The organism is Streptomyces soli, assembly GCF_003999195.1.
Taxonomy (GTDB): domain Bacteria; phylum Actinomycetota; class Actinomycetes; order Streptomycetales; family Streptomycetaceae; genus Actinacidiphila; species Actinacidiphila soli.
In genome coordinates this window covers 50,642-75,737 of sequence record NZ_RJVR01000323.1, presented here as the reverse complement: position 1 = coordinate 75,737, position 25,096 = coordinate 50,642, and the positions used below count along the sequence as shown (strand labels likewise).

Here is a 25,096-nt window from a genome sequence, read left to right as displayed (position 1 = left end):
TGCCGGGCACGCAACTTTTTTCCGGCCACGTTGAGCCGCGCCCGGCCCGGCCGCGTATCTACAGGTGTCCGCCGCTCACAGCGGAAAGCCGAGCAAAGCAGCAGCCTGGGGCCGTGACATGAATACTTCAAGCATGCGCCGATCCGCCGTCGCGGGCGGGTTCGCCGCGGCGATGCTGATCGTCGCCACTGCCTGCGGCTCGTCCGCCACGACGAGTACGGCTCCGTCGAACTCGGTGCCCGCACAGCCTCCCGCGCCGTCCCAGCCGCAGTCCAGCGCCGGCCTGAAGAGCGCGCAGAGTGCCGCACTCGGCGGCAACATCGTCACCGACGGCAGCGGCTGGACGCTCTACCGCTTCGACAACGACAAGAACAATCCACCCACCACCAACTGCGTCGATCAGTGCGCGACCATGTGGCCGGCCGCCGCGGCCGTCTCCGACACGCAAGTGATGGGCGTGGACCAGAACCTCGTCGGCAGCATCAAGCGCCCCGACGGCACCATGCAGCTCACCCTCAATGGCTGGCCGCTGTATCGGTACACGGGCGACAAGCAACCCGGCGACACCAACGGACAGGACGTCGGCCAGGTCTGGTACGTGTCAACCCCCGATGGTCAGAAAGCTGGAGAGACCGCAGGCAGCAGCCCCAGCACCTCGACCAACCCGTCAGGATACTGATGATCGGGGAAGCTTTGATGGGACTCGACCGACGGCCTCAGGTAGGGCAGGATCGGGCCGTGGCCGATCACCGCGCCGGGAGAGCCCCGGAAGAAGATTTGATGCGGGAGCTGTACAAAGCCCATGCGGGCGCGCTCTTCGCTTATGTCATGCGGCTGGTCGGCGGCGACCGCTATCTGGCCGAGGACGTCGTTCAGGAGACGTTGCTCCGGGCCTGGAAAAGCGCGTCTCGGCTCGACCCCGCTGCCCGGTCTCTGCGGCCCTGGTTGGTAACGGTCGCACGGCGGATCGTCATCGACGGTCACCGCAGCCGTCAGGCCAGACCTCCGGAGGCCTCCCCCGCAGCCCTCGACCAACTGCCCGCCGAGGACGAACTCGACCGTTCCTTGCGGCTGATGACCATATCCGACGCCCTGGACGACCTCAGCGAGGCTCACCGCCAGGTACTGATCGAGACCTATTTCAAGGGTCGTACAGTCAATGAGGCGGCCGCCGAGCTCGGCGTCCCGCCGGGCACTGTCCGCTCGCGGGTGTTCTACGCACTTCGCTCACTGAAAATCGCACTGGAGGAGAGGGGTGTGACCACCTCGTGACGGTCTACGGTTCCGGGCCCGGGGCGCCCCATGATCCCCGTGACCCTCATGTCGACGTCGGGGCGTACGTCCTCGGCGTGCTCGACGACGTCGAGATGGCACGCTTCGAACACCACCTCGCGGTCTGCCCCGACTGCGGGGAGCAGCTCGACGAGCTGAGCGGGCTCGTCCCCATCCTGGCCGAGCTCGGCCCGGCCGGCGCCGGATCACCGGTGCCGCCCAGCGGCGACGCACTGCTGCGCAAGCTGGTCGACCGGGTCAGCACGGAGCGCGGCGTGCAACGCCGCCGCCGCTGGCTCGCGCTGGTGGCGGCGGCCGTGCTGGTCGTCGGTGGCCCGTCCGCGGCCTATCTGGCGGCGAGTTCCGGCAACTCCGGTTCCACCACCCCCATCGCCGGCGAGACCCACACCGCCAAGGACGCCTCCACCGGTGTGAAGGCCACCGTCGGCCTCACCGACAAGAAGTGGGGCACGCAGGTCGACCTCACCCTCGCCGGCGTCTCCGGTCCCCTCACCTGTCGCCTGGTCGCCATCGCCAAGGACGGCTCCCAGCAGACCGTCTCCACCTGGTCCGTCCCGGCCGCCGGCTACGGCACCGCCTCCCAGCCCACGCCGCTGACGATCGAAGGCGGTGCCGGGCTGTCGCCCAGCGACATCACCCGGCTGGACGTCGTCACGACGAAGGGCGAACGATTGGTGTCGGTGAACACCTGATTTCTGTCGGCGGTATGTCGGCGCCGTGTCGGCGGGGCACGCGATCGTTGCCGCATGACAACGCGGAGGACGTACGAGAACGCCGTTGAAGTGCGCGGCCTGGTAAAGCACTACGGCGCCACCAAGGCGCTGGACGGGGTGGACCTCGACGTACGGCAAGGCACCGTACTCGGGGTCCTGGGGCCCAACGGGGCGGGGAAGACCACCCTGGTGCGGGTGCTGTCGACGCTGATCCAGCCGGACGCCGGGACGGCGCGGGTGGCGGGGTACGACGTACTGCGCCAGCCGCGCGAGCTGCGCCGGGTGATCGGGCTGACCGGGCAGTACGCGTCAGTGGACGAGGCCCTGTCGGGGTGGGAGAACCTCTACATGATCGGGCGGCTGCTCGATCTGTCCCGCAAGGAAGCCCGGGCCCGCGCCGGCGATCTGCTGGAGCGCTTCTCCCTCACCGAGGCCGCCAAGCGGCCCGCCAAGGGCTACTCGGGCGGCATGCGGCGCCGCCTCGACCTGGCCGCCAGCATGATCGGGCACCCCGCGGTGCTGTATCTGGACGAGCCGACGACCGGGCTGGACCCGCGCACCCGCAACGAGGTGTGGAAGGAGGTCCAGCGGATGGTCGCCGAGGGGGCGACCGTGCTGCTCACCACCCAGTACATGGAGGAGGCCGAGCAGCTCGCGCACGAGCTGACGGTCTTCGACCGCGGCCGCGTGATCGCCGCCGGCCGCGTCGACGAGCTCAAGGCCAAGGTCGGCGGCCGCACCCTGCAGATCCGCCCGGTGGACCCCGGCACACTCCCCGCGATGGCGGCGGTGCTCGCCGGGTCGACGCCGGACCACGCCGCCGGCGTGCTGAACGTTCCGATCACCAGCGACGAGCAACTGACCGAGGCCGTCGGCCTCCTGGGCGCACGCGGCTTCGCCATCGCCGGCATCGGCACCCATCTGCCCAGCTTGGACGAGGTGTTCCTCGCCATCACCGGCCAGAAGGCCTCACCCGAAGACGTACGCGACCCGGATGCACAGGACGACGTACGCGACGAAGACAAGGAGCTCGTGGCATGAGCGCGACCGTACTGACCCGCCCCGCCCCCGCTCCCGCCGAGGGACGCATCAGCCTGCGGGCGAACCTCCGGCACATCGGCGCGCTGGTGCGCCGCAATGTCATGCAGATCAAGCAGGACCCGGAGTCGATGTTCGACGCCCTACTGATGCCGATCGTCTTCACGTTGCTGTTCGTGTACGTCTTCGGGGGCGCCCTCGAAGGCAGCCAGAGCGCGTACGTCAACTATACGGTCCCCGGCCTGATGGCGATGATGGGCATGAACATCGCGATGGCGGTCGGCACCGGCATCAACTCCGACTTCAAGACCGGCGTCATGGACCGCTTCCGGACCATGCCGATAGCCCGGTCGTCGGTGCTGATCGCCAAGATGGTCGTGGAGGTCGGCCGCGCGCTCATCGCCACGATCATCCTCCTGACCATGGGCTTCATCCTCGGGCTGCACGCCACCACGGGCGTCTTCGGACTGCTCGCGGCGGTCGCCCTGTCCACCGTTTTCGGTGCCTCGTTGATGTGGATCTTCATCCTGCTGGGCCTTGTCGCCAAGACCCCCCAGTCGGTCCAGGGACTCGCCATGATCGTCGTCATGCCGCTGCAGTTCGGCAGTTCGATCTTCACCAAGCCGACCACGATGCCGGGCTGGCTCCAGTCCTTCACCGAGGTCAACCCCCTCTCCAACCTCGCCGACGCCAGCCGCAACCTCATCAACGGCGGACCCGTCGCCCACTCCGTGTGGATGACCCTCGCCTGGGCGGCGGGCATCACTCTCATCACGGCGCCGCTGGCGGTGGCCCGCTTCCGCAAGAAGACCTGAGCCCCGGGCGGGTCACAGTCAGGCCAGGCCGTCCCAGCCCCAGCGTGGGGTGGGCCCCGGGTCGCCGAGGTCTTCGCCCACGGAGGCGGCGGAGACGTCACGGGCGATCCGGGTGCCCCAGTCGAAGTACTCCAGGACGCGGCGGCGCAGCAACTCGTCGTCCGGAAGCTCCTTGTCCACCGCGGCCGCCATCAGCTCCATCCAGCGCAGCCGCTGCTCCTCGGTGATCGACAGCCCGAGGTGGGCCCGGAGCAGCGCCTGATGGCCGCCGAGGTCGGCGGTGAAGTCCGCCGGACCGGCGAAGATCTCGGCGAGCCAGACCGTGACGTGCTCGACGTGGGTGGGGGTGAAGTCGGCGAAGACGGGGGCGAGGAGTAGGTCGGCCAGGACGGCTTCGTAGAAGGTGTTGCTCAGCCGGCGAAGGCCTTCGGTGCCGCCGACGGCCTCGTAGAGGGTCGCTGCCCGATCCGCTCGATCTGCTAGCTCTGTCATGAACTCCAGCATGTGCGCCGCCGGTCGGGCGCGCGCGACGGTTCGCGGTCAGCGCAACCAGCGCGCACCCTGGACCTATGGAGCCCCTCGGGCCCGTCGAGGCCCTTGACCGGATCGCGTTCCTGCTGGAGCGCGGCCAGGCGCCGACGTACCGGGTCAGGGCCTTCCGGACGGCGGCGGCCGCGATTGCCGCGCTGCCGGAGCATGAGCTGAAGGAGCGGGCCGAGGCCGGGACGCTGGAGTCGGTCAAGGGGGTCGGGCCGAAGACCGCGGGGGTCGTACGGGAGGCTCTGGCGGGCCGGGTGCCGGGGTATCTGGCCAAACTGGAGGCCGAGGCGGAGTCCTCCTGGCCGCCTGTGGAGGGCGGCGACGCTCTTCGGGCCGCGCTGCGGGGGGACTGCCATCTGCACTCCGACTGGTCCGACGGCGGCAGCCCCATCGAGGCCATGGCCCGTACCGCCATTGACCTTGGCCACGAATGGGCCTCCCTCACCGACCACTCCCCCCGCCTCACCGTCGCCCGGGGGCTCTCGGCGGAACGCCTGCGGGAGCAGCTCGACGTGGTCGCGGAACTCAACGCCCGGCTCGCGCCCTTCCGGCTGCTCACCGGCATCGAGTGCGACATCCTGACGGACGGCTCCCTCGACCAGAGCGTCGAGTTGCTGGAGCGCGTGGACGTCGTGGTCGCCTCGGTGCACAGCAAGCTGCGGATGGGGCGGGCGGAGATGACGCGGCGCATGGTCGCCGCCGTCGCCAGCCCGCATGTTGATGTGCTCGGGCACTGCACGGGGCGCCTGGTCGCCGGTGGCGACGGCCGTCGTAACGAGGGCAAGCTCCGGGCCGAGTCGGAGTTCGACGCCGACATGGTCTTCGCCGGCTGCCAGGCCTACGGCACCGCCGTCGAGATCAACAGCCGGCCCGAGCGGCTCGACCCGCCCCAGCGGCTGCTCCGCCAGGCCCTCGACGCGGGTGTCCTCTTCTCCATCGACAGCGACGCGCATGCGCCGGGGCAACTCGACTGGCAGATCTACGGCTGCGCGCGGGCCGAGGAATGCGGTGTCCCTCCGGCGCGCGTCATCAACACCTGGCCCGCCGACCGCCTCCTGACCTGGACCCGCACCCGCGCCCCCGCCTGACCGGGGCTGTTGTCCTCCCCCACCCCGCCCCTTCCCGAAACCAGGGGCTCTCCCCCACCCTGGCGGCTGGGTGGGGGTCCCCCCGGTCCTCAAACGCCGGACGGGCTGAAATTGGCGGCCGCCGCCCCTCAGCCGGCCTTCTTGCGGGCGGCTGTCTTCTTGGCGGGGGCCTTCTTGTCCGCTGTCTTCTTGGCGGGAGCCTTCTTCGCGGCGGCCTTCTTGGCGGGAGTCTTCTTGGCGGGAGCCTTCTTCGCCGGTGCAGTCGACTTCTTCTCGTCGGCGCGGGCGTCGATGCTGGCCTGGAGGGCGGCCATGAGGTCGATGACGTTGTCGGGGGCGGCGGCGGTTTCGGCGACCTCGGGTACGGGTTCGCCTTCGAGGCGGGCGGCGACGAGTTCGTCGAGGGCGTGTTGGTATTCGTCGTGGAGGGCAGTGAGGTCGAAGTCCTCGGAGAGGGTTTCCATGAGGCTTTCGGCCATTTTGAGCTCTTGGGGGCGGACGGTGACGTTGTCCGAGGGGGCGAGGCCGCTGGCGGAGCGGATCTCGTCGGGCCAGTACATGGTGTGGAGGACGAGGACGTCGTCGTGGACGCGGAGGAGGGCGAGGGATTCGCGGGTGCGGAGGGCGATTTTGGTGACGGCGGACTTGCCGCTCTTGAGGAGGGCCTCGCGGAGCAGGACGTAGGGCTTGGCGGCTGCCGCCTCGGCGCCGACGTAGTAGGCGCGGGAGAGCGAGAGGGGGTCAATGTCGCCCTCGTCGACGAAGGCGAGGACGTCGATGAGCTTTTTGCTGGGCAGGGGGAGCTGCGCGAGGTCCGCGTCGGTGAGGATGGCCGTACGGCCGGCGTCGTCCTCGTAGCCCTTGGCGATCTCGGCGTAGGCGGCTTCCTTGCCGCATTTCTCGCAGGTGCGCTTCATGCGGATGCGGCCGCCGTCGACGGCGTGGACCTGGTGGAGCGAGACCCCGTGCTCCTCTGTGGCCGCGTAGAGCTTGACGGGGATGGATACCAGGCCGAAGCCGATCGCCCCTTTCCACATGCTTCGCATACTTTTGTCCTCCTGTGGGGACTTTCCAGACTATGCCGACCTCGCCCGAGCGGCAGGCCGTGGAGGTCGACGGCCGCCGCGTGGTCCTGACCCACCTGGACAAGGTGATCTTTCCGGCCTCCGGCCACACCAAGGCCCAGCTGCTGCACTACTACGCGCAGGTCGCAGCGGCGCTGGTGCCGCATGCCACCGGGCGGCCGGCCTCCTTCGTACGGGCGCCGGAGGGGCCGGACGGGCAGATCTGGTTCGCGAAGCGGCCGCCGAACGGTACGCCCGAGTGGGTGCGTACGGCGGAGGTGTCGGACAAGGAGGACCCGCAGCCGCATGTGGTGGTCGACTCGACGGCGGCGCTGGTGGCGATGGCCAACCTGGGAGCGTTCGAGGTGCATGTGCCGCAGTGGAAGGTCGAGGGGGGCAGGGACGCGCACGACCGGCTGGTGCTGGACCTGGACCCGGGGGAAGGGGCGGACCTCGTGGTGTGCTGCCGGGTCGCGGAGCGGCTGCGGCAGATGCTGGACGACGACGGGCTCACGGCGTATCCGGTGACGTCCGGAAGCAAGGGGCTGCACTTGTACGCTCCGCTCGTGCCCGCCCCGGCAAAGGCGGCGACCGGCTATGCGAAGGCGCTGGCGGCGCGGATGCGGGACGAGCACCCGGGGCTGGTGGTGGTGTCGATGACCAAGAGCCTGCGCCCGGGCAAGGTGCTGATCGACTGGTCCCAGAACGCGTCGGCGAAGACCACCGCCTGCCCCTACACGGTGCGGGTGCGGGAGCGGCCGGGGGTCGCGACGCCCGTGACCTGGGACGAGGTGGCCGCGTGCCGGAGCCCGGAGGACCTCGCCTTCGCGCCGGAGGACGTGATGCGGCGGGTGGAGGAGCACGGTGACCTGGCCGCCGGCCTGGACGCCGACGCCGGGAGGGGGACGCTGCCGTGACGACCGGCCACCCGATTCCGCAGCCCGTGGAGGTCGTGCTGGCACGGCGGGTGGAGCGGCTGCCCGAGCCGGGCGACATGCCCGGCGGGTGTGCGTACGAGCCGAAGTTCGACGGGCACCGGCTGGTGGTGCTCACCGGGCCGGTGCGGTTGCAGACCCGGTCCGGGCGGGTGGTCACCGGCACCTTCCCGGAGATCGCCGAGGCGGCCGAGGCACTGCCGCCCGGCACAGTACTGGACGGCGAGCTGGTGATCTGGCGGGAGGGCAAGCTGGACTTCGGTGCGTTGCAGAAGCGGTCGCTGCGCGGGTTGCATACGCCGGCCGCCAACTACGCGGCGTTCGACCTGCTGGCCTGCAACGGTCTGGACTGGCGGAGCCGCCCGTACGAGGAGCGGCGCCTCGGCCTGACCTCCCTGCTGGGCCCGCTCGGCCCGCCGCTCCAACCGGTCCCGGTGACCGTGGACCGCGCTGAGGCCGAGTCCTGGTATGCCGGGCTCGCCGCCAACGGCATCGAGGGCCTGGTCGTCAAGGGCCGGGCCCAGCGGTACCGGCCTGGCCGGCGCGACTGGCTGAAGCTGCGGCACAGCGTGCCCCAGGACGCGGTGGCGATCGGCACGGCGGGGTCGTCGCTGGTGGTCGACCTGGGCGACGGGCCGGTCGACACCGCGCCGCTCGACGCCGGGCTGCGCGCGGAGCTGGCCGCGCTTCCCGTCCCGCCCAGGCCCGACGCGCCGCTGCCGGTGGAGGTGCTGCAGGGCACCGGGCGGCACGGGCTGATCACAGTGCTGCGGCTGCGCCCGGCAGGGTGACCATCTCGCGCATCGTGACGACCGCCCGCTCGATGGTGAGGTCGGCGGTATCCGCGCCCTCCGCGTAAGCGGCTTCGTACGCCTCCTCCCCCAGCCGCTGCTTCAGCGTTTCCACGGCCTCGGCAACAGCGGCCGCCTGCGGCGGGTGGATGGCGAACAGGCGCAGTCGCTGCTGGGCGCCCAAGAGGACGGCTGCGCGGCGGAAGCGGTCGCGGTTCGAACCGGTTGCGGCCTCGGGGAGGCGCGCGACGGTGGCGACCGCGATGGGGAGCAGCAGGACGCCGAGCCGGGGTGCGATGGCGGAGGCCAGGGGGTGGTCGAGGAGGCGCTCGATGCCCTCGGCGATCATCGCGAGCCCGCCGGCGGGGTCGTCTTCGATGCCCAGCAGCCAGCCCTTCATGCCCAGCAGCAGCCCGCTCATGAACGACGGAAGGCTCGCGGGCATGTCGGTGAGCACCTGGTCCATCAGGGCGTGCGCCTCGGCCACGTCGCCGCGCTGGCCGAGCAGCCCGGTCAGCAGCACCCGGCCGTAGAGGCCGGCGCCGTCGCCGCCGGCGCCGAACCGCTCGGCGTCGGCGATGCCGGAGCGGAGCAGGCGTTCGCCCTCTTCCGCCTCACCACTGTTGACCAGGGCGCCGCCGAGCCGGACGTTCAGCTGCGGCACGTACTGGTGGGAGCCGAGCCGGATGGCCAGCGCTATCGCCTCGCGGCAGCACTCGGCGGCACGGACCCAGTCGCCGAGGCCGGCGGTGGTCTCGGCCTCGCCGCCAAGGCACTCGGCCACACCCCAGATGTCGCCGACCCGCTCGAAGAGCGCACGGCTCTCGCGGAGGTCGTTCATCGAGGGCTCCATGCTGTCGGCGATGTCGTTCGTGACCTTGCCACGCAGCTGCAGGATGTACGCCAGCTCCCATACGCGGCCGTGGCGGCGGCAGCTCGCCACGGACTCGTCGGCCAGCTCACCCAGTCGCTCGAACTGGCCGCTCATGAAACAGCCGAAGGGCCGCAGCAGCCCCGGCCGCACGCTGGACTGCGGCAGTTCGGGCGGATAGGCGGCCACGAAGGCCTTGCCGATCCGGACCGCCTCGGGGTCGGTCCAGTGCTCCATGTCGCCCTCGTGGCCGAGGTAGACCGCCAGCTTCACCCAGCGGCGGGCCTCCCGCAGCTGGAGGGGGTCCAGCGGCGGCGGCCGGTCCAGCGGCCCGTGGTCCAGCGGTACCAGCGGCTCGGACTCCGCGAAGGGGTCCGCGTCGCTCATCGCGGCGACCGCGTCCGGCCAGGAGCGCAGCTCCGCACGGTAGTTGCGCATCTCCCAGAACCAGGTGCAGGACAGGGCGATGACTAGCGCCTCGTGCTCGTCCCGGGCGTCGATCGCCCGGCGCAGGGCGGCGCGGAGATTGTCGTGCTCGCGCTCCAGGCGGTCCAGCCAGACCAGTTGCTCGGGGCCGCGCAGCTTGGGGTCGGCAGTGCGGATGTACTCGCGGAAGTGGGTGATGTGGCGGCGCTCGACGGCGGGCCGCTCGCCCGCGGCGGCCAGGCGCTCGGCCGCGTACTCGGCGATGGTCTCCAGCATGCGGTAGCGGGCGCCGTCCTCGGTGAGGTCGGCGAGGACGAGTGACTTGTCGACGAGGGAGCCGAGGAGTGCGGCGGTGTCGGCGGCCTCGATGCCGTCTCCGGCGCAGACCTCCTCGACGGCTTCGAGGGTCCAGCCGCCCGCGAAGACCGCGAGGCGTCGCAGCAGCACCCGCTCGTCCGGCTCCAGCAGGTCCCAGCTCCAGTCGACGACCGCGCGCAGCGTCTGCTGGCGCGGCAGTACGGTCCGGCTGCCCGCGTTCAGGATGCGGAAGCGGTCGTCGAGGCGGTCCGCGAGCTGGCGCGGGGTGAGCCCGCGCAGCCGGGCCGCGGCCAGCTCGATCGCCAGCGGCAACCCGTCCAGGCGGCGGCACAGCTCCGCGCAGGCCTCCGGGTCCTCGTCCGGTGTGAAGCCCGGCCGCGCCGCCGCGCCCCGGTCGGCGAGCAGCCGCAGCGCGGGCGGTTCCGGCAGCGGGTCCACGGGCCGCACCAACTCTCCCGGTACGCCGAGCGGTTCACGGCTGGTGGCCAGCACCACCACCCCCGGGCAGTACTCCAGCAGCCCTTCGGCGAGCGCGGCAGCGGCGCCGATGACGTGCTCACAGTTGTCCAGTACGAGCAGGAGGCGGCGCCCGGCGCAGTATTCGGCGAGCTGCAGCGCCGCGTCCTTCGCCTTGTTCTTCGCCGCGATGGCGGCCTCGGCCGCCGAGCCGCCGTGCAGTTGCGTCTCGCGCAGGCCCAGCGCGTTGACCACCGCTTCCGGGACGTTGCGGGGGTCTTCGACCGGGGCCAGCTCCGCGAACCACACGCCGTCGGGCCAACGGTTCGCCTCCAGGTCTCCGGCCTCCTGGGACAGCCGCGTCTTGCCTGTGCCGCCGGGGCCGGTCAGCGTCACGAGCCTTGCCGTCGCCAAGTCGGCGCGCAGTGCCTCCAGGTCGGCCTCGCGGCCCACGAAGCTCGTCAGGCGGGCCCGGGCATTGCCGCTCCCGCGGGGGGTGACCGGTTCCGGGGCGGCCAGCAACTCGGCGTACAGGACTTGCAGTTCGGCGCCGGGGTCGGCGCCCAGCTCCTCGGCGAGGGTCTGCCTGACCTCCTCGTAGGCGGCGAGCGCGTCGGCCGGGCGGCCGGCCTCGCGCAGCGCGCGGATGCGGAGTGCTTGCAGCGGCTCGTTCAGGGGGTGCGCGGCGGTCAGGACGGTCAGCTCGGGCAACACCCGCTCGGCCCGGCCGAGGGTCACCTCGGCGGTGAGGCGGAGCCGCTGGGCGTTCAGCCGCAGCGCCTCGTAGCGGGGCGCTGCCGAGGCTCGGTCGGGCAGGTCGGCGAGAGCCGGGCCGCGCCACAGCGCCAGGGCGTCGTCCAGTGCGCTCGCGGCCTTCGCCGCGTCGCCGTCGGCGAGGGCCTGGCCGCCTTCGTCCACGAGCCGCTCGAATCGGTGCGCGTCGACTGTGTCGGGACGGGCGGCGAGGCGGTAACCGCCGTCCACCGAGCCGATCGCCTCATGCCCGATCGCCCGGCGCAGCCGCCCCACCAGCGCCTGCAGCGCCCCCGCCGCGTCCGCCGGCGGCTCCCCGTCCCACACCTCACCGATCAGAGCGTCCGTCGTCCGCACCCGTCCCGCGCTCAGCGCCAGCGCCGCAAGCAGTGCGCGCAACCGCGTCCCCGCCAACGGCACGGCGCTGCCGTCGTCCCGGTAAGCCTGCGTCGTCCCCAAAATCCCGTAGTGCACCCGCCCATTCTCCCTGCTTCGACGCCGCGCTCTCCGCGATCGCCGCAACGGGTGGTCGTCCCTCACCCCGCCGCTGCCGGATTCCCGGACTCCGCCCTCGCAGTGCTGGGCCCCTGGGCCCCACAGGTTTCGGGAAGGGGCGAGGCGCGGCCACACGCTGGGGGCCACGGAGCGGACCGGCACTCGTACGGTCGGCGGACAAGTGGCATGATCGGGCGGCCAGGGCACTGCGCCCGTAAGACTGTAAGAGGAGCCCCGCGAGATGACCACCGCAGCAACGCGTAGCGAGCAGCGGATCAGCCCGATCTTCATAGGGCTGGTCGCGATCATGGGGGTGTCGGGCTGGGCTACGTGGACGGGCTTCTCGGCGAATGCGGGGCTCGGGGTGTTCCTGTTCGTGGTGACGGGTTGGGTGGTGACGCTGTGTCTGCATGAGTACGCGCACGCGCGGACCGCGCTGCACGGCGGGGACATCACGATCGGCGCGAAGGGCTACCTGACGCTCAACCCCCTGAAATACACACATGCGGTGCTGAGCATCGTGCTGCCGGTGATCTTTGTGATCCTGGGCGGGATCGGGCTGCCTGGCGGGGCGGTGTTCATCGAGCGAGGGCGGATCAGCGGGCGGTGGAAGCACAGCCTGATCTCGGCCGCGGGGCCGTTGGTGAATGTGGCGTGCGCGCTGGTGCTGCTGGCGCCGTTCGCGCTGGGTGCGTTTGACAGCGTGCCGGGGCCGTTTTTGTCGGCGCTGGCGTTTCTGGCGATGCTGCAGGTGACGGCGGCGATCCTGAATCTGCTGCCGGTGCCGGGTCTGGACGGCTACGGGATCGTGGAACCGTGGCTGTCGTACAGCTTCCGCAGGCAGGTGGAGCCGTTCGCACAGTTCGGGCTGCTGGCGGTGTTCGGCTGCCTGTGGATCCCGGAGGTGAACACCGCGTTCTTCGGCCTGGTGGACGGGATCATGCGGACCTTCGGGGTGCAGGATGCGTTCACTATCTGCGGTCAGGAGTGGTTCCGCTTCTGGCAGGGCGACTCGCAGCAGTGCACCGACTACTTCAGCGGTTGAGCCGGGCCCGCCGCACGTAGTACCAGCACATGTTGCTGGACAGGCCTGCGACGAGGACCCAGAGGACGCCGAGCCAACTGCCCTGGACGAAGGAGACGACGGCGGCGGCGGCGGAGAGGGCGCAGACGACGAAGGCGTAAAGGGCGAGGCGGGGCATGGGGTGCGGCTCCTGTCGGATCATGTGACGACCTGGTGCACGACAGGGCGCCGCAGGCCCGCTCCCTGTCGTGCGCCAGGTCGTAAGACCCGGCTATTGTCCCCCATGCCCGGGCGCGGTCAGAGGTCGGTGACACGCAGGCCGGCGTGGGCCTTGTAGCGGCGGTTGACGGAGATCAGGTTGGCGACCAGCGCCTCGACCTGGTGGGCGCCGCGCAGGCGTCCGGCGAAGACGCCACGGATGCCGGGGATACGGTTGGCGAGGGCCTGGACCAGGTCGGTGTCGGCCCGGGTCTCACCGAGGACGAGGACGTCGGTATTGATCTCCTCGACGGCCGGGTCCTCAAGGGTCACGGCGGACAGGTGGTGGAAGGCGGCGGTGACCCGCGATTCGGTGAGGATCGCGGCGGCCTGCTCGGCGGCACTGCCCTCCTCGACCTTCAGGGCGTACGCGCCCTTCTTGTCGAAGCCCAGCGGGTTCACGCAGTCGACGACCAGTTTCCCGGCGAGCTCCTCGCGCAGGGACTCCAGGGTTTTGGCATGGCCTTCCCACGGCACGGCGACGATCACGATGTCGCTGCGCCGCGCGGTCTCCGCGTTGTCGGCGCCCTGGACGCCCAGGCCCAGTTCCCCGGCGGTGGCCTGGGCGCGTTCGTCGGCTCGCGAGCCGACGATCACCTGCTGTCCGGCCCTGGCCAGCCGGTAGGCGAGGCCGCGGCCCTGGGGGCCGGTGCCGCCGAGTACGCCGACCACGAGGCCGGAGACATCGGGCAGGTCCCAGGGGTCCTTGGCCGGGGCCTTGGGGGCGGGAGCGGTGTTGGCATTGTCAGCGGTAGTCATATGCGTGATCCTGCCAGCCGCCTCACCTGGTCGCCCATCGGGCTGGGATGTGATGCCGCCCTCGCCTGGGCGCCTCAGCCGGTCAGTTCGACGCGGAAGCCGGCGTGGTCGTCGGTCCAGTGAAGGGGACGGACGGAAAGCGCTGTGCGCGGAAGGTCGTTCGCGGCGATCCCGGATCGAAGGAATTAGGCTGACATCCCACGTCCTATGTCTCGTCTGGAGCCGCCCCATGCCTCCCCTCGCCTCCCCGTTGCGCGGCGTCGTGCCGCCGCTCTGTACCCCGCTGACCCCCGAGGGCGAGGTGGACACCGTCTCGCTGCGGGCGCTGACCGACCACGTGATCCGGGCAGGCGTACACGGGGTCTTCGTACTCGGCTCCAGCGGTGAGGCGGCCTACCTGTCGGACGCCCGCCGCCGCACCGCGGTCGCGACGGTGGTGGAGGCGGCCGCGGGCCGGGTGCCGGTGCTGGCCGGGGCCATCGACATGACGACCGCCCGCGTGCTCGACCACGCCCGGGTGGCCGCCGCCGAGGGCGCCGACGGGCTGGTCGCGACCGTGCCCTTCTATACGGCGACACATCCCGTCGAGATCGCCGACCACTTCCGCCGTCTGCGCGACGGCACCGGGCTGCCGCTCTTCGCGTACGACATCCCGTCCGCCGTCCACACCAAGCTGCCGGCCGCCACGGTCCTAGCCCTCGCCGAGGACGGCACCCTGGCCGGACTCAAGGACAGCAGCGGAGCCGACGGACCGCTGCGACGGCTCGTCGTGGAACTGCGCCGGCGGGACCTCGACCGGACGTTCTCGGTGCTGACCGGCTCAGAACTCGCCGTCGACGGCGCTCTGCTGGCCGGTGCCCACGGAGTGGTGCCGGGGCTGGGCAATGTCGATCCGCACGGCTACGTGCGGCTCTACGAGCACGCCCGGGCCGGACGCTGGACGCAGGCGGCGGCCGAGCAGGACCGGCTGGCGGCGCTCTACTCCATCGTGGACGTGGGCGAGGAGTCGCTGATGGGCCGCAGCTCCTCCGCCCTGGGCGCCTTCAAGGCGGCGCTGCATCTGCTCGGGGTCATCGCCTGCTCCGCGACGGCCGCGCCGCAGGTGCCGTTGGACGACACGGCGGTCAAGCACGTGCAGGGACTGCTGTCGGCGGCCGGCCTGGGGTAAGAGGCCTGAAATAGGTTTGCCGCCCGGCATCGCGCGGGCGGAGGATATCTCCTCGTGCCCCGACTCCTCCCTGATCTGACGCCCTGGCGCGCGTCCCGCGATTTCCGCCTGTTGTGGTCCAGCGGGGCCGTGACGATGTTCGGCGGATTCCTGACCTTTGTCGCCGTGCCCGTGCAGATGAAGGAGCTGACCGGGTCGACGCTCGCGGTCGGAGCCATCGGCCTGGTCGAGCTGGTCCCGCTGATCGTGTTCGGGCTGTACGGCGGCGCGCTGGCGGACGCTTCCGACCGGCGGAAGGTGATCGTGTGGACGGAGGTGGGCCAAAGCCTGCTGGTGGCGTCACTGCTGGTCAACACGTTGCTACCGCACCCGATGGTCTGGCCCCTGTACGTCATCGCCGCGCTGAGCAGTGCGCAGAGCGGTCTGCAGCGGCCGGCGCAGGACGCGATCGTGCCGAGGATCGTGGCGCACGACCAGCTGACCGCGGCGGCGGCGCTCGCCGGGATCCGGTGGCAGATCGGCGGGGTCGCGGGGCCGTCGTTGGCGGGGGTGTTGATCGCCTACGCGGGGCTGCAGTGGGCGTACGCGATCGACATGGTGACGTTCCTGGTGTCGGTGCCGCTGGTGCTGGCTATGGGGGCGTCGCCGGCGGCGCATGACGCGGAGAAGCCGTCGCTGGCGGCACTGGCGGAAGGCGCCCGGTACGCCTGGAGCCGGAAGGAGCTGCTGGGGACCTTCGCGGTGGACCTGGCGGCGACGGTGCTGGCGTTCCCGATCGCGCTGTTCCCGTTCCTGGCCGACGCGTTGCACGCCCCCTGGGCGCTGGGGCCGATGTACGCGTCGTTCCCGGCGGGTGCGCTGCTGGTGAGCGTGACCAGCGGGTGGGCGTCACGGGTGCATCACCACGGGCGGGCCATGGTCGCGGCGGCCACGGTGTTCGGGCTGGCCGTGACGGCGGCCGGGCTGGTGCGCCATGTCTGGCTGGTGCTGCCGCTGCTCATGCTGGCCGGCGGCATCGACATCGTGAGCGGCATCTTCCGTACGGCCATGTGGAATCAGACGATCCCGGACGAGTTCCGGGGCCGGCTCGCGGGCATCGGCGTGCTGTCTTTCACCGTCGGTCCGCAGGCGGGCCAGATCCGGGCGGGCGGCGTGGGAGCGCTGATCGGGGTGCGGGCCGCGATCTGGACGGGCGGGCTGTCGTGCGTGGCGGCGGTGGCGCTGCTGGCGGTGTCACTGCCGAAGCTGTGGTCGTACGACGCCCGGACCAACGAGCACGCGGTACGGGCCCGGGCGGAGCATGCCAGAGGGACGGCGATGGAGCCCGCTTAGAGGCCGCGCACATAGATGGGGCGGCGTCGCGGGCGCGGCCTCTTAGCTTGGCCGATGGCCATGGCCATCGGCCAAGGTCATAGCCACACTTAGCCGCTCTCGTCGTCGCCGGCGCGGTCGGCGTCGTGCCAGCGGGGGTCGGTCTCCCACTCCAGGTTGCGGTCGGCGGCGATCTGCATGGCGTGCTCGGCCTCGGCACGGGTCGCGTAGGGGCCGAAGCGGTCCTTGGCCGGGCACTCGGGGCCCTCTTCGACCTTCTTGTGCTCGAGGCAGTAGTACCACTCGCCCGGCTTGCCGGCCGGCTTTCGTACGCGCTTGAACAGAGCCATGGCGTAATGGTGCCCGACATCGCCCGCCGGACACGCCGATACACTCGCTGACATGTCAGTCCTCGTGCCCGGGAAGCTCTCGCCGCCCCGCCCCGTCCCCGCTTCGATCCCGCGTCCGGAGTACGTGGGCAAGCCTGGCCCGACTCCGTACACAGGGCCGGAGGTCCAGGACAGCGAGACGGTCGAGAAGATGCGCATCGCGTCCCGGATCGCCGCCCGGGCGATGGAGGTGGCCGCGAAGGCGATCGCGCCCGGCGTGACGACCGACGAGCTGGACCGGATTGCGCACGAGTACATGGTCGACCACCAGGCCTATCCGTCGGACCTCGGCTACCGGGGCTTCCCGAAGTCGCTGTGCGCGTCGATCAACGAGGTCATCTGCCACGGCATCCCGGACTCGACGGAGCTGCGGGACGGCGACATCGTCAACCTCGATGTGACGGCGTACATCCACGGCGTGCACGGCGACACCAATGCCACGTACCTGGTCGGCGATGTCGACGAGGAGTCGCGGCTGCTGGTCGAGCGCACCCGCGAGTCGCTGAACCGGGCGATCAAGGCGGTGAAGCCGGGCCGGCAGATCAGTGTGATCGGCCGGGTCATCGAGTCGTACGCGAAGCGCTTCAACTACGGCGTCGTACGGGACTTCACCGGCCACGGCATCAACACGTCGTTCCACTCCGGGCTGATCGTCCCGCACTACGACGACCCGCGCGCGACCACCTTGATCAAGCCCGGGATGACCTTCACCATCGAGCCGATGCTGACCCTGGGCACCTACGACTACGAGATCTGGGACGACGGCTGGACCGTGGTCACCAAGGACCGCAAGCGCACAGCCCAGTTCGAGCACACGCTCGTGGTGACCGACACGGGTGCGGAGATCCTTACGCTGCCGTGGCCGCCCGGGGCATGACAGGTTAGGCAAGGCTCATATAGGTTAGGGCAGCCTTCCCAAGGGAAGGCTGCCCTAACTGTTGCCTGCAACCTGGAGCCCGCATGTCCGCCACCCGCACCTCCGCCGTCACCGCCGTCGGCATAGTGGTCGCCGTCACCGCTGTCACGGGGTGCGCCGAGAAGACGGCCGCGAAGGGCTCGGACGTGGTGCAGGTGACCGCGACCGACAGCAGGTGCCAGGTCTCGAAGACCACCTTCCCGGCCGGTCACGTCAAGATCGCCGTGCAGAACAAGGGCTCGAAGATCACCGAGGTCTACGTCTACACGCCGAGCGACAAGATCGTGACCGAGCGGGAGAACATCGGGCCCGGCACCAAGGCCACCATCACCGCGGAGATCAAGGCAGGTTCGTACGAGGTCGCCTGCAAGCCCGGCATGAAGGGCGACGGCATCCGGCAGAAGATCACCGTCACCGGCAAGGGCGCGGCGAAGACCGACCCGCGCCTGGACACGGCCGTGGCCGAGTACCGCCAGTACGCGCAGGCGCAGGCCGATCTGACGATTCCGGCGGTGAAGAAGTTCGCCGACGCCATCAAGAAGGGCGACATCGCCGGCGCCAAAACGGAGTTCGCCAACTCGCGGATCGGCTGGGAGCGCGCCGAGCCGGTGGCGGAGTCCTTCGGTGACATCGACCCGAAGACCGACACCCGCGCCGACGGTGTCGAGGCGGGCCAGAAGTGGACCGGCTGGCACCGCCTGGAGAAGGCGCTGTGGCAGGACAAGAAGATCGGCCCGGACGAGAAGAAGCTCGCCGCCCAGCTGGTCACCGACCTCGAGGACTGGCAGGCCCGGGTCGGCAAGGCCGAGATCACCGCGACCAGCATGGCCAACGGTGCCAAGGAACTCCTCGACGAGGTCGCCACCGGCAAAGTCACCGGTGAGGAGGACCGCTACAGCCACACCGACCTGTCGGACTTCTACGCCAACGTCGAAGGCGCCGAGAAGGCCTACCAGCTGCTGAAGCCGGTCGCGTCGGAGAACGAGCCGGCCCTCACCAAGGAGCTGGACAAGCAGTTCACGTCGATCAAGAAGCTCCTGGACACCTACCGCGAGGGTGACGGCTTCGTGTCGTACGACACCGTCGGCAAGACCGACCGCAAGGGTCTGGCCGACGCCGTCAACTCGCTGGCCGAGCCGCTTTCCACATTGGCGGCAGCGGTAGCCAAGTAGCCCACCTGGGACCAGAGGAAACACGCTGAGGGAAGGCAAGCAGGCCATGGCCGACACCACCGTAACCGGCGAAGCCGCAGAGCCCGAGCCGGCCGGCTCGGGCAACCCGGACGAGGCCCGGCCCCCGGTCACCCGACGGTCAGTCATTGGCTGGACCGGCGCGGGTGTCGTGCTCGGCGCGGCGGCGGCGGGCGGGGCGGTCGCCGCTCTCAGGACCGGGAGCGACGTGCAGTCGGCGGCGTCGGCGGGGGCGGCCGTCGAGTTCCACGGCACGCACCAGGCGGGCATTGTGACGCCCGTCCAGGACCGGCTGCACTTCGCGGCGTTCGACATCACGACCGACGACCGCGACGAGTTGGTCCAGCTGCTCAAGGACTGGACGGACGCGGCGGCGATGATGGCCAAGGGACAGCCGGTCGGCGACGGAGCAGTCGGCGGCCTCGCCGAGGCGCCGCCGGATGACACCGGAGAGGCGCTGGGCCTGCAGCCGTCCCGGCTGACGCTGACCGTGGGCTTCGGCGCCGGGCTGTTCGAGAAGGACGGCAAGGACCGCTTCGGCCTGAAGAAGCACCGGCCCGAGGCGCTGGTCGGCCTGCCGAAGTTCGCCGGCGACGCCCTGGACACCCGGCGCAGTGGCGGCGACCTGTGCGTGCAGGCCTGCGCGGACGACCCGCAGGTCGCCGTCCACGCGATCCGCAACCTCGCCCGCATCGGCTTCGGCAAGGTCGCCATCCGCTGGTCGCAGCTCGGCTTCGGCAAGACCTCCTCGACCACCCCCGACGAGCAGACCCCGCGCAATCTGATGGGCTTCAAGGACGGCACGCACAATGCCGCCGGCTCCGACAGGGCCGCGCAGACCAAGCACGTCTGGGTCTCCGAGTCGGACGGCCCGGCCTGGCTGGCCGGAGGCTCGTATCTGGTCGCCCGCCGGATCCGGATGCACATCGAGACCTGGGACCGCACCTCGCTCGGCGAGCAGGAGGACGTCTTCGGCCGTACGAAGGGCGAGGGCGCCCCGATCGGCAAGAGGAACGAGCGCGACGCCCCCAACTTCAAGGCCATGAAGCCCGACGCGCACGTCCGGCTCGCTCACCCCGACAACAGTGGCGTGACGATCCTGCGCCGCGGCTACTCCTTCACGGACGGCACGGACGGTCTGGGCCGCCTGGAGGCGGGGCTGTTCTTCCTCGCGTACCAGCGTGACGTGCGCTCGGGCTTCATCCCGCTGCAGAAGCAGCTGGCGCAGCACGACGCGCTCAACGAGTACATCCAGCACGTGGGTTCGGCGGTCTTCGTCGTACCGCCGGGCGTCCGGAAGGGCGGCGACTGGTGGGGCCGGACCTTGTTCGAATCCTCTGAAGGGAAGTGACCGACCGTGTTCGGCAACTATCTGATCGGGCTCCGTGAGGGTCTGGAAGCCAGCCTGATCGTCTGCATCCTCATCGCCTACCTGGTCAAGACACAGCGCAAGGACAAGCTGCCGCCGGTCTGGCTCGGCGTCGGCCTCGCCGTCGCCCTCAGCCTCGGCTTCGGCGCGGCGCTGCAGTTCGGCTCCCAGGAGCTGACTTTCGAGGCGCAGGAGGCGCTCGGCGGATCGTTGTCGGTCATCGCGGTCGGCCTGGTGACCTGGATGGTCTTCTGGATGCGGCGTACCGCGCGGCATCTCAAGGCCGAGCTGCACGGCAAGCTGGACGCCGCGATCGCCATGGGCACCACCGCGCTGGTGATCACCGCCTTCCTCGCCGTGGGGCGCGAAGGCCTGGAGACCTCCCTGTTCATCTGGACCGCCGTCCAGGCGACGAACGACGGCGTACGTCCCCTGGTGGGCGCCACGCTGGGGCTGCTGACCGCGGTCGTGCTCGGCTGGCTCTTCTACCGGGGCGCGCTGCGCATCAACCTGGCGAAGTTCTTCACCTGGACCGGCGCCATGCTGGTGGTCGTCGCGGCGGGCGTCCTCGCGTACGGATTCCACGATCTGCAGGAGGCCGGCTGGCTGACCGGGCTGGGGTCGAGGGCCTTCGACATCAGCGAGCAGATCCCGGTCGACAGCTGGTACGGGACGCTGCTCAAGGGCGTGTTCAACTTCCAGCCGGACCCGACCTGGCTGCAGGTCACGGTCTGGGCGCTGTATCTCGTCCCGACGATGTTCCTCTTCCTGGCCCCCGGTAGGGTTGCCGCGCCGAGTGCCGCCGCAGTCCCGAAGGAGCCCACGTCCGATGACCCGCAGGCCGCGCTTCCTGCCAGCTCTCGCCCTGCTGACACTGATGGCGTCGGCCATGACCGGGTGCGTAACGGTGCACGGGGAGCAGGCACTCGTACCGTCGGTGAGGAAGGCTGAGGCCGCCAAGGTTCTGGCCGACTTCACCAGCACGAACAACAAGGCCAACAAGAACTTCGACCCGAAGCTCATGGCCACCATCGAGACCGGCCCGCTCGGCGCCTCGGACGTGGCCGGTCTCCAGGCGAAGCACGCCAACAACCCCGGCGGCAACCCCTCGTACGTCCCCATCGAGCTCACCGACCCGAGCTTCCTGATCCCGCGTCAGCGTGGCTGGCCCAAGTGGTTCGTCGCCGACGCGGTCAGCAACAAGACCAAGAACGGCCGCTGGCTGCTGGTCTTCCAGCGCAACAGCTCCGCCGAGCCCTGGAAGGCCTCCCACCTCGGCGTCTACGGCGACTCCACCAAGCTCGCGTTCGCCCGCGACAGGCAGGGCTACGTCGAGCCGGTCTCCTCTTCCGGGTCCGGGCTGCTGGTCCAGCCGGGCGACCTGAGCACGGCGTACACGGACTACCTCCAGAAGGGTTCGGCGGGCTCCGCCGTCTTCGCGGCCGGCCCCGCCACCTCGCAGCTGCGGACCTGGCGTGCCGCCAACTCCCGTACGGCGACGCTCGCCACGCAGTACGCCGACCAGCCCGCCAAGGCCGGTGAGTACCCGCCGATCGCGCTCCGTACGAAGGACGGCGGCGCGCTCGTCTTCTTCGCCTCGCACCACACCGCGAAGGACACCTCGCTCCGGGCCGGGGTCGTCCCGCCGACCAACGCCGATACGCGGGCCCTGATGACCGGCACCGCGAAGACCTCCGTGACGTATCTGCGGCTCGCCGAGCAGGCCGCGACGGTGCCGCCGAATGCGGCCGGCGGCAAGGTGGTCGTCCTGAGCCGTGTGGTCGGCCTCATCTCCGCCAAGGGCGAGTGACGGGGGCTGTTTTCGCCCGTCAGAGCCAGCCCGCCGTTTCCGGTTCGTGCTCGATCTGGGCGCAGGCGTCCGTGAGGACCTCGAGCAGGGGCAGCGGGTCGGGCAGGTCGCAGTCGGGGCCTCGGCCGGGGAGCCATGCGACGGTCTCGCCGGAAGGAAGGTGGGACGGCGGGACGAGGACGTAGCTGCCGCGGCAGTGCCAGCGCAGGCCGGGGTGTTCGTCGAGGGTCTCGGGGTGGCAGTCGAGCTCGCAGGGCCACCACTCGTCCTCGTCCTCCACGGCGCCACGGGTGGCGGTGAAGAAGAGGAGCCGGTCGGCACCGTAGGAGGCCACGGGCCCGAGCGCCGCGCCCTCCGCGGCGAGGCGGTCGAGGGCAATACGGCCGGCCTCGGCGGGGACGTCGAGGACGTCATGCGTACTGCCGGTGGCCGCGATGAAGTTGGCGAGGGGCTGGGTACGCATCCACTGGTCGAGCTTCTCGGGGTCAGTGGTGGCCTGGGTGTGCCAGGCGAAGGACACCGGGTGCATGCCGGGCGTGGGGCAGCCGATGCGGTCACACGAGCATCGGAAGCCGGAGACCCCGGAGGGGTGTGCGGCGGGAGCGAGCGGCAGGCCGGCGGCGGCTGCGGCGCGCAGCAGCTCCTCGCGGCGCAGGTCGTCCCGGCTGCGGACGGCTGACCTCCGGACCGACCCCCGGGCCCCCGCCCCGTCGTCGCTGTCGCGGTCTGCCGAACGGCGGCGCAGCCAGTCGGACATCCTGCTCTTGCCTGCCATCGAGCCCCTTCCCTCGCCCGTGGTTACCCATGCTCCACAGTACGTAACGCCGCGAAGGGCGTAAGCGGAATTCACGGATGATGGACCCCATCCTGCTCCTTGTCAGGATCCTGTGCGCACCCGGGGTGCCCTCCGTTCAGCCGCGCTGCGACTGCGGATCACCACCCGTACACCTAGCGTCACAAACGTGATGAAGCGCGCACTCCTCGTTTTCTCCGTCGTGGCCCTGCTCACCACGCCGGCCGCGGCGGCACCTCACCGGATCACGTACATCGCCTACCGGGGCGGCGCCCTGGAAGTGCCGGAGAACACCATGGAGGGCCTGGTGCGGCTCGGCTGCGACGGGGTCGTGACGGATGCGCCAGGGGCTGCGGGTGGAGGAGTAAATTGGTTTTCCGACAGATTGTCGGTAACTCGTTGACTGAGGGACTGAGCGGGAATGATTGCCTCATGACGCCTTTTTCCACCGCGATCCGCACGGCCAGCCACGAGCAGCACATGCAGGCCGAGAACTCGACCTTCATGAGCGACCTCCTCGGCGGCCGCCTCGGCGTCGACGCCTACGCCCGCTACACCGAGCAGCTCTGGTTCGTCTACCGCGCCCTGGAGGACCCCTCCCACTCCGCCCGACTCGCCGCCGATCCCGTCTCCGGCCCCTTCCTCCGCCCCGAACTCCTCCGCGTCCCCGCCCTCGAACGCGACCTCGACCACCTCCTCGGACCCACCTGGCGCCCCCACGCCACCCCCCTGCCCGGCACCCGCGACTACGCCGCCCGCATCACCCAAACCGCCCACACCTGGCCCGCCGGCTACCTCGCCCACCACTACACCCGCTACCTCGGCGACCTCTCCGGCGGCCAAATCATCCGCGGCATCGCCGAAAAAACGTGGGGTTTCCCCCGCAAAGGCGACGGCGTCCGCTTCTACGTCTTCGACGGCATCCGCAACCCGGCCGCCTTCAAACGCGACTACCGGGCCTCGCTGGACGCGGTGCCGCTGGACGACCTCGAAAAGCAGCGCGTCGTGGAGGAATGCCGGGGCGCATTCGCGCTCAACACCGCCCTCTTCGCCGGCCTCGGCCGGGAATTCCCGCTCAGCGCCTGACCGCCTTCGGCCCAACCCCGGCCGTGAGGGGCGGCAGAGAAAGGCCGCTCAGCGCGTGGCGGACCAGCCGTCGGGGTCGTAGGGGGTGCGGGTGAAGATGAAGGTGCCGAGGTCGAGGTGGGTGAGGGTGCCGGAGGGGTCGTGGACGGGGCGGAGGGATTCGCCGGCGTAGTAGGCGTCGAGGCCGGTCCAGGTGCCGTCGGGTTGGGCGCGGAGGCGGGAACCGCGGCCGCGGCCGGAGGCGGGGATGAGCTCGAGGTCGCGGTTGGCGCGGAGGTGGAGGGTGAAGGGGGCGGTGCCCCAGAACCAGGTGCCGGTGAGGGCGAGGAGGGCGGGGTCGTCGTCGGAGCGGGGCTGCCAGGACGGGGGGAAGGCGGGCTCGCGGTCGGCCACGATGCGTACGAGATCGGCGGCGATGGTGCCGGCCGGGGTGCCGGAGGTGGCGTTGGCGAGGGCGATGCCGGCGAGGCGGTCGTCGGGGCTGAGCCAGAGGCCGGCCACGAAGCCGGGCATGGAACCGGTGTGGCCGGCGAGGCTGCGGCCGTCCGTACGCATGAGTTGCAGGCCGAGGCCGTACTCGCCCTCGGGGTCGCGGGCTCACGCATTTCGGCGAGCGTGTCGGGGCTGAGGACATCGGGGTCGCCGAACCCGCCGAGGAAGGCCGCCCAGCGGCACAGATCGGCGGCCGTGGACCACAACTGCCCGGCCGGGGCCATGATTCCGGTGTCGACCACGACCTCGGGCCGCATGACGTCCGCGTACGGGTGCACGGCGAAGCCGCCCGCGTGCGGGGCCTGCGGGAGCAGCGTCGTACGGAGCATGCCGAGCGGCTCCAGGACCTCGCGGCGCAGCACCTCGTACCAGGGCGCGTTGTGATGCCGCTCGGCGATCGCGCCGAGGAGGGCGTAGCCGGGGTTGGAGTAGTGGTGCCGCCGCCCGGCGGGGTGCACGCGGCCTCCCAGCACGTCGGCGAGCTCCGGCCGCAGTGAGCCCGGCGTGCGCTCCCACCAGGGGCCGGGGGTCTCAGAAGCCAGGCCCGAGGTGTGGGCGAGGAGCTGGGCGATGGTCAGGCCGTCCGCCGCCGTCGGCCCGAGGTGCTTGTCGACGGGGTCGGCCAGATCCAGCTGCCCAACGTCGCGCAGCCGCATCACCAGCACGGCCGCGAAGGTCTTGGTGATCGACCCGATCCGGTACTGCGTGTCGGCGTCCGGCGCGTGTCCGTCCACGCAGGAGCGGGACCCGTTCCACACCGGCTTTCCGTCACGTACGACCGCGCCCGCGAGCGACGGCGTACGGCCTTCGGCCTGGCCGACCGCGATCCGGTGCAGCAGCGCGCGGCGGGTCTCCGGGAGCAGCTCCCGGAACTCTTCGAAGTCTTCGTCAGGCGTTGGCATGGCGTCACCTTATGTGCGGGTGACGGGTCCACC

Annotated in this window: 25 protein-coding genes and 1 pseudogene; 18 read left to right on the top strand and 8 right to left on the bottom strand. The window is 70.9% G+C overall.

All coding sequences use genetic code 11. The features are described from left to right. Positions 1 to 133 precede the first annotated feature (133 nt). Genes EFK10_RS37630 through EFK10_RS37610 form a run of 5 tightly spaced genes read left to right on the top strand, consistent with a single transcriptional unit; the run spans position 134 to position 3,859 of the window. Positions 134 to 679, top strand: coding sequence for a hypothetical protein (locus EFK10_RS37630; protein ID WP_164836310.1), 546 nt, complete (start codon positions 134 to 136; stop codon positions 677 to 679). A gap of 17 nt (positions 680 to 696) precedes the next feature. Beyond that, a complete protein-coding gene (locus EFK10_RS37625; RefSeq protein WP_127360140.1) occupies positions 697 to 1,272 on the top strand; it encodes a sigma-70 family RNA polymerase sigma factor in 576 nt (191 codons plus the stop codon). Continuing rightward, positions 1,269 to 1,985 carry an anti-sigma factor family protein gene (locus tag EFK10_RS37620; protein ID WP_240677714.1) on the top strand — a complete coding sequence of 239 codons (717 nt, stop codon included), beginning with the start codon at positions 1,269 to 1,271 and terminating at the stop codon, positions 1,983 to 1,985. Before EFK10_RS37625 ends, EFK10_RS37620 begins: the two co-directional genes overlap by 4 nt. 54 nt (positions 1,986 to 2,039) lie before the next feature. Then, positions 2,040 to 3,047 carry an ATP-binding cassette domain-containing protein gene (locus EFK10_RS37615; RefSeq protein WP_127360139.1) on the top strand — a complete coding sequence of 336 codons (1,008 nt, stop codon included), beginning with the start codon at positions 2,040 to 2,042 and terminating at the stop codon, positions 3,045 to 3,047. Further along, complete coding sequence (locus EFK10_RS37610) at positions 3,044 to 3,859, top strand: ABC transporter permease (protein ID WP_127360138.1); 816 nt, start codon at positions 3,044 to 3,046, stop codon at positions 3,857 to 3,859. Before EFK10_RS37615 ends, EFK10_RS37610 begins: the two co-directional genes overlap by 4 nt. Before the next feature lie 18 nt (positions 3,860 to 3,877). On the opposite strand, the gene EFK10_RS37605 is transcribed toward EFK10_RS37610, so the two are convergent. Continuing rightward, the gene (locus EFK10_RS37605) at positions 3,878 to 4,351 is read right to left on the bottom strand and encodes a group II truncated hemoglobin (protein WP_127360137.1); all 474 of its coding nucleotides are present in this window, start codon (positions 4,349 to 4,351) and stop codon (positions 3,878 to 3,880) included. Between the two features lie 77 nt (positions 4,352 to 4,428). Between EFK10_RS37605 and EFK10_RS37600 the strand changes: the two genes are divergently transcribed. Then, entirely contained in the window at positions 4,429 to 5,487 is a 1,059-nt protein-coding gene (locus EFK10_RS37600; protein ID WP_127360136.1) for a PHP domain-containing protein, read from the top strand. 128 nt (positions 5,488 to 5,615) lie between these two features. Here EFK10_RS37600 and ku read toward each other — a convergent pair whose 3' ends face one another. After that, entirely contained in the window at positions 5,616 to 6,533 is a 918-nt protein-coding gene (gene ku, locus EFK10_RS37595) for a non-homologous end joining protein Ku (protein ID WP_127360135.1), read from the bottom strand. Positions 6,534 to 6,565: 32 nt separating this feature from the next. Between ku and ligD the strand changes: the two genes are divergently transcribed. Further along, positions 6,566 to 7,468 carry a non-homologous end-joining DNA ligase gene (gene ligD, locus EFK10_RS37590; RefSeq protein WP_127360134.1) on the top strand — a complete coding sequence of 301 codons (903 nt, stop codon included), beginning with the start codon at positions 6,566 to 6,568 and terminating at the stop codon, positions 7,466 to 7,468. Then, positions 7,465 to 8,277: an ATP-dependent DNA ligase gene (locus tag EFK10_RS37585; protein WP_240677713.1), complete on the top strand. Its 813-nt coding sequence runs from the start codon at positions 7,465 to 7,467 to the stop codon at positions 8,275 to 8,277. The genes ligD and EFK10_RS37585 overlap by 4 nt, the downstream gene beginning before the upstream one ends. On the opposite strand, the gene EFK10_RS37580 is transcribed toward EFK10_RS37585, so the two are convergent. After that, the gene (locus EFK10_RS37580; protein ID WP_127360133.1) at positions 8,246 to 11,575 is read right to left on the bottom strand and encodes a BTAD domain-containing putative transcriptional regulator; all 3,330 of its coding nucleotides are present in this window, start codon (positions 11,573 to 11,575) and stop codon (positions 8,246 to 8,248) included. The two genes, EFK10_RS37585 and EFK10_RS37580, sit on opposite strands and share 32 nt — an antisense overlap. 262 nt (positions 11,576 to 11,837) lie before the next feature. Here EFK10_RS37580 and EFK10_RS37575 point away from each other — a divergent pair, with 262 nt between their 5' ends. Continuing rightward, the gene (locus tag EFK10_RS37575; protein ID WP_127360132.1) at positions 11,838 to 12,641 is read left to right on the top strand and encodes a site-2 protease family protein; all 804 of its coding nucleotides are present in this window, start codon (positions 11,838 to 11,840) and stop codon (positions 12,639 to 12,641) included. Here the strand turns inward: EFK10_RS37575 and EFK10_RS37570 are convergent. Further along, positions 12,631 to 12,822, bottom strand: coding sequence for a hypothetical protein (locus EFK10_RS37570; protein WP_127360131.1), 192 nt, complete (start codon positions 12,820 to 12,822; stop codon positions 12,631 to 12,633). The genes EFK10_RS37575 and EFK10_RS37570 overlap by 11 nt on opposite strands. A gap of 95 nt (positions 12,823 to 12,917) precedes the next feature. Beyond that, on the bottom strand, positions 12,918 to 13,637 hold the full coding sequence (npdG, locus tag EFK10_RS37565; RefSeq protein ID WP_127360130.1) for an NADPH-dependent F420 reductase: 720 nt from the start codon (positions 13,635 to 13,637) through the stop codon (positions 12,918 to 12,920). A 229-nt stretch (positions 13,638 to 13,866) separates the two neighbouring features. On the opposite strand from npdG, the gene EFK10_RS37560 reads away from it, so the two are divergent. Both EFK10_RS37560 and EFK10_RS37555 read left to right on the top strand, forming a co-directional pair. Beyond that, complete coding sequence (locus EFK10_RS37560) at positions 13,867 to 14,805, top strand: dihydrodipicolinate synthase family protein (RefSeq protein WP_127360129.1); 939 nt, start codon at positions 13,867 to 13,869, stop codon at positions 14,803 to 14,805. A 54-nt stretch (positions 14,806 to 14,859) separates the two neighbouring features. Next, on the top strand, positions 14,860 to 16,137 hold the full coding sequence (locus EFK10_RS37555) for an MFS transporter (RefSeq protein ID WP_127360128.1): 1,278 nt from the start codon (positions 14,860 to 14,862) through the stop codon (positions 16,135 to 16,137). Between the two features lie 89 nt (positions 16,138 to 16,226). On the opposite strand, the gene EFK10_RS37550 is transcribed toward EFK10_RS37555, so the two are convergent. Further along, the gene (locus tag EFK10_RS37550) at positions 16,227 to 16,466 is read right to left on the bottom strand and encodes a hypothetical protein (protein ID WP_127360127.1); all 240 of its coding nucleotides are present in this window, start codon (positions 16,464 to 16,466) and stop codon (positions 16,227 to 16,229) included. A 52-nt stretch (positions 16,467 to 16,518) separates the two neighbouring features. Between EFK10_RS37550 and map the strand changes: the two genes are divergently transcribed. The 5 genes from map (at position 16,519) to EFK10_RS53580 (ending at position 21,790) form a co-directional block, all read left to right on the top strand. Beyond that, positions 16,519 to 17,382 carry a type I methionyl aminopeptidase gene (map, locus tag EFK10_RS37545; RefSeq protein ID WP_127360126.1) on the top strand — a complete coding sequence of 288 codons (864 nt, stop codon included), beginning with the start codon at positions 16,519 to 16,521 and terminating at the stop codon, positions 17,380 to 17,382. 83 nt (positions 17,383 to 17,465) lie between these two features. Then, the gene (efeO, locus tag EFK10_RS37540) at positions 17,466 to 18,593 is read left to right on the top strand and encodes an iron uptake system protein EfeO (protein WP_127360125.1); all 1,128 of its coding nucleotides are present in this window, start codon (positions 17,466 to 17,468) and stop codon (positions 18,591 to 18,593) included. Between the two features lie 46 nt (positions 18,594 to 18,639). After that, complete coding sequence (gene efeB, locus EFK10_RS37535; protein ID WP_127360124.1) at positions 18,640 to 19,962, top strand: iron uptake transporter deferrochelatase/peroxidase subunit; 1,323 nt, start codon at positions 18,640 to 18,642, stop codon at positions 19,960 to 19,962. 6 nt (positions 19,963 to 19,968) lie between these two features. After that, positions 19,969 to 20,931, top strand: a complete 963-nt coding sequence (gene efeU / locus EFK10_RS37530) for an iron uptake transporter permease EfeU (RefSeq protein WP_127360123.1) — start codon at positions 19,969 to 19,971, stop codon at positions 20,929 to 20,931. Beyond that, positions 20,858 to 21,790 (top strand): hypothetical protein, encoded by a 933-nt coding sequence (locus EFK10_RS53580; protein WP_407647228.1) that lies wholly within the window; start codon positions 20,858 to 20,860, stop codon positions 21,788 to 21,790. The genes efeU and EFK10_RS53580 overlap by 74 nt, the downstream gene beginning before the upstream one ends. Positions 21,791 to 21,809: 19 nt before the next feature. Here the strand turns inward: EFK10_RS53580 and EFK10_RS37520 are convergent, their stop codons facing one another. Further along, on the bottom strand, positions 21,810 to 22,565 hold the full coding sequence (locus EFK10_RS37520; RefSeq protein WP_127360121.1) for a bifunctional DNA primase/polymerase: 756 nt from the start codon (positions 22,563 to 22,565) through the stop codon (positions 21,810 to 21,812). A 190-nt stretch (positions 22,566 to 22,755) separates the two neighbouring features. Between EFK10_RS37520 and EFK10_RS37515 the strand changes: the two genes are divergently transcribed. Continuing rightward, a complete protein-coding gene (locus EFK10_RS37515; protein ID WP_127360120.1) occupies positions 22,756 to 22,986 on the top strand; it encodes a hypothetical protein in 231 nt (76 codons plus the stop codon). A 29-nt stretch (positions 22,987 to 23,015) separates the two neighbouring features. Beyond that, positions 23,016 to 23,669: a biliverdin-producing heme oxygenase gene (locus EFK10_RS37510; protein ID WP_127360119.1), complete on the top strand. Its 654-nt coding sequence runs from the start codon at positions 23,016 to 23,018 to the stop codon at positions 23,667 to 23,669. 48 nt (positions 23,670 to 23,717) lie between these two features. Here the strand turns inward: EFK10_RS37510 and EFK10_RS37505 are convergent. Continuing rightward, a pseudogene (locus EFK10_RS37505) lies at positions 23,718 to 25,063 on the bottom strand (serine hydrolase domain-containing protein). Between the last annotated feature and the right edge of the window lie 33 nt (positions 25,064 to 25,096).

Excerpts from the sequence above, each read along its gene's own strand:
- EFK10_RS37630 (WP_164836310.1), top strand. The coding sequence starts at position 134 with ATGCGCCGATCCGCCGTCGCGGGCGGGTTCGCCGCGGCGATGCTGATC.
- EFK10_RS37625 (WP_127360140.1), top strand. The coding sequence starts at position 697 with ATGGGACTCGACCGACGGCCTCAGGTAGGGCAGGATCGGGCCGTGGCC.
- EFK10_RS37615 (WP_127360139.1), top strand. The coding sequence starts at position 2,040 with ATGACAACGCGGAGGACGTACGAGAACGCCGTTGAAGTGCGCGGCCTG.
- EFK10_RS37610 (WP_127360138.1), top strand. The coding sequence starts at position 3,044 with ATGAGCGCGACCGTACTGACCCGCCCCGCCCCCGCTCCCGCCGAGGGA.
- EFK10_RS37605 (WP_127360137.1), bottom strand. The coding sequence starts at position 4,351 with ATGACAGAGCTAGCAGATCGAGCGGATCGGGCAGCGACCCTCTACGAG.
- EFK10_RS37600 (WP_127360136.1), top strand. The coding sequence starts at position 4,429 with ATGGAGCCCCTCGGGCCCGTCGAGGCCCTTGACCGGATCGCGTTCCTG.
- ku (WP_127360135.1), bottom strand. The coding sequence starts at position 6,533 with ATGCGAAGCATGTGGAAAGGGGCGATCGGCTTCGGCCTGGTATCCATC.
- ligD (WP_127360134.1), top strand. The coding sequence starts at position 6,566 with ATGCCGACCTCGCCCGAGCGGCAGGCCGTGGAGGTCGACGGCCGCCGC.
- EFK10_RS37575 (WP_127360132.1), top strand. The coding sequence starts at position 11,838 with ATGACCACCGCAGCAACGCGTAGCGAGCAGCGGATCAGCCCGATCTTC.
- EFK10_RS37570 (WP_127360131.1), bottom strand. The coding sequence starts at position 12,822 with ATGATCCGACAGGAGCCGCACCCCATGCCCCGCCTCGCCCTTTACGCC.
- npdG (WP_127360130.1), bottom strand. The coding sequence starts at position 13,637 with ATGACTACCGCTGACAATGCCAACACCGCTCCCGCCCCCAAGGCCCCG.
- EFK10_RS37560 (WP_127360129.1), top strand. The coding sequence starts at position 13,867 with ATGCCTCCCCTCGCCTCCCCGTTGCGCGGCGTCGTGCCGCCGCTCTGT.
- EFK10_RS37550 (WP_127360127.1), bottom strand. The coding sequence starts at position 16,466 with ATGGCTCTGTTCAAGCGCGTACGAAAGCCGGCCGGCAAGCCGGGCGAG.
- map (WP_127360126.1), top strand. The coding sequence starts at position 16,519 with ATGTCAGTCCTCGTGCCCGGGAAGCTCTCGCCGCCCCGCCCCGTCCCC.
- efeO (WP_127360125.1), top strand. The coding sequence starts at position 17,466 with ATGTCCGCCACCCGCACCTCCGCCGTCACCGCCGTCGGCATAGTGGTC.
- efeB (WP_127360124.1), top strand. The coding sequence starts at position 18,640 with ATGGCCGACACCACCGTAACCGGCGAAGCCGCAGAGCCCGAGCCGGCC.
- EFK10_RS53580 (WP_407647228.1), top strand. The coding sequence starts at position 20,858 with ATGGCGTCGGCCATGACCGGGTGCGTAACGGTGCACGGGGAGCAGGCA.
- EFK10_RS37520 (WP_127360121.1), bottom strand. The coding sequence starts at position 22,565 with ATGGCAGGCAAGAGCAGGATGTCCGACTGGCTGCGCCGCCGTTCGGCA.
- EFK10_RS37515 (WP_127360120.1), top strand. The coding sequence starts at position 22,756 with ATGAAGCGCGCACTCCTCGTTTTCTCCGTCGTGGCCCTGCTCACCACG.
- EFK10_RS37510 (WP_127360119.1), top strand. The coding sequence starts at position 23,016 with ATGACGCCTTTTTCCACCGCGATCCGCACGGCCAGCCACGAGCAGCAC.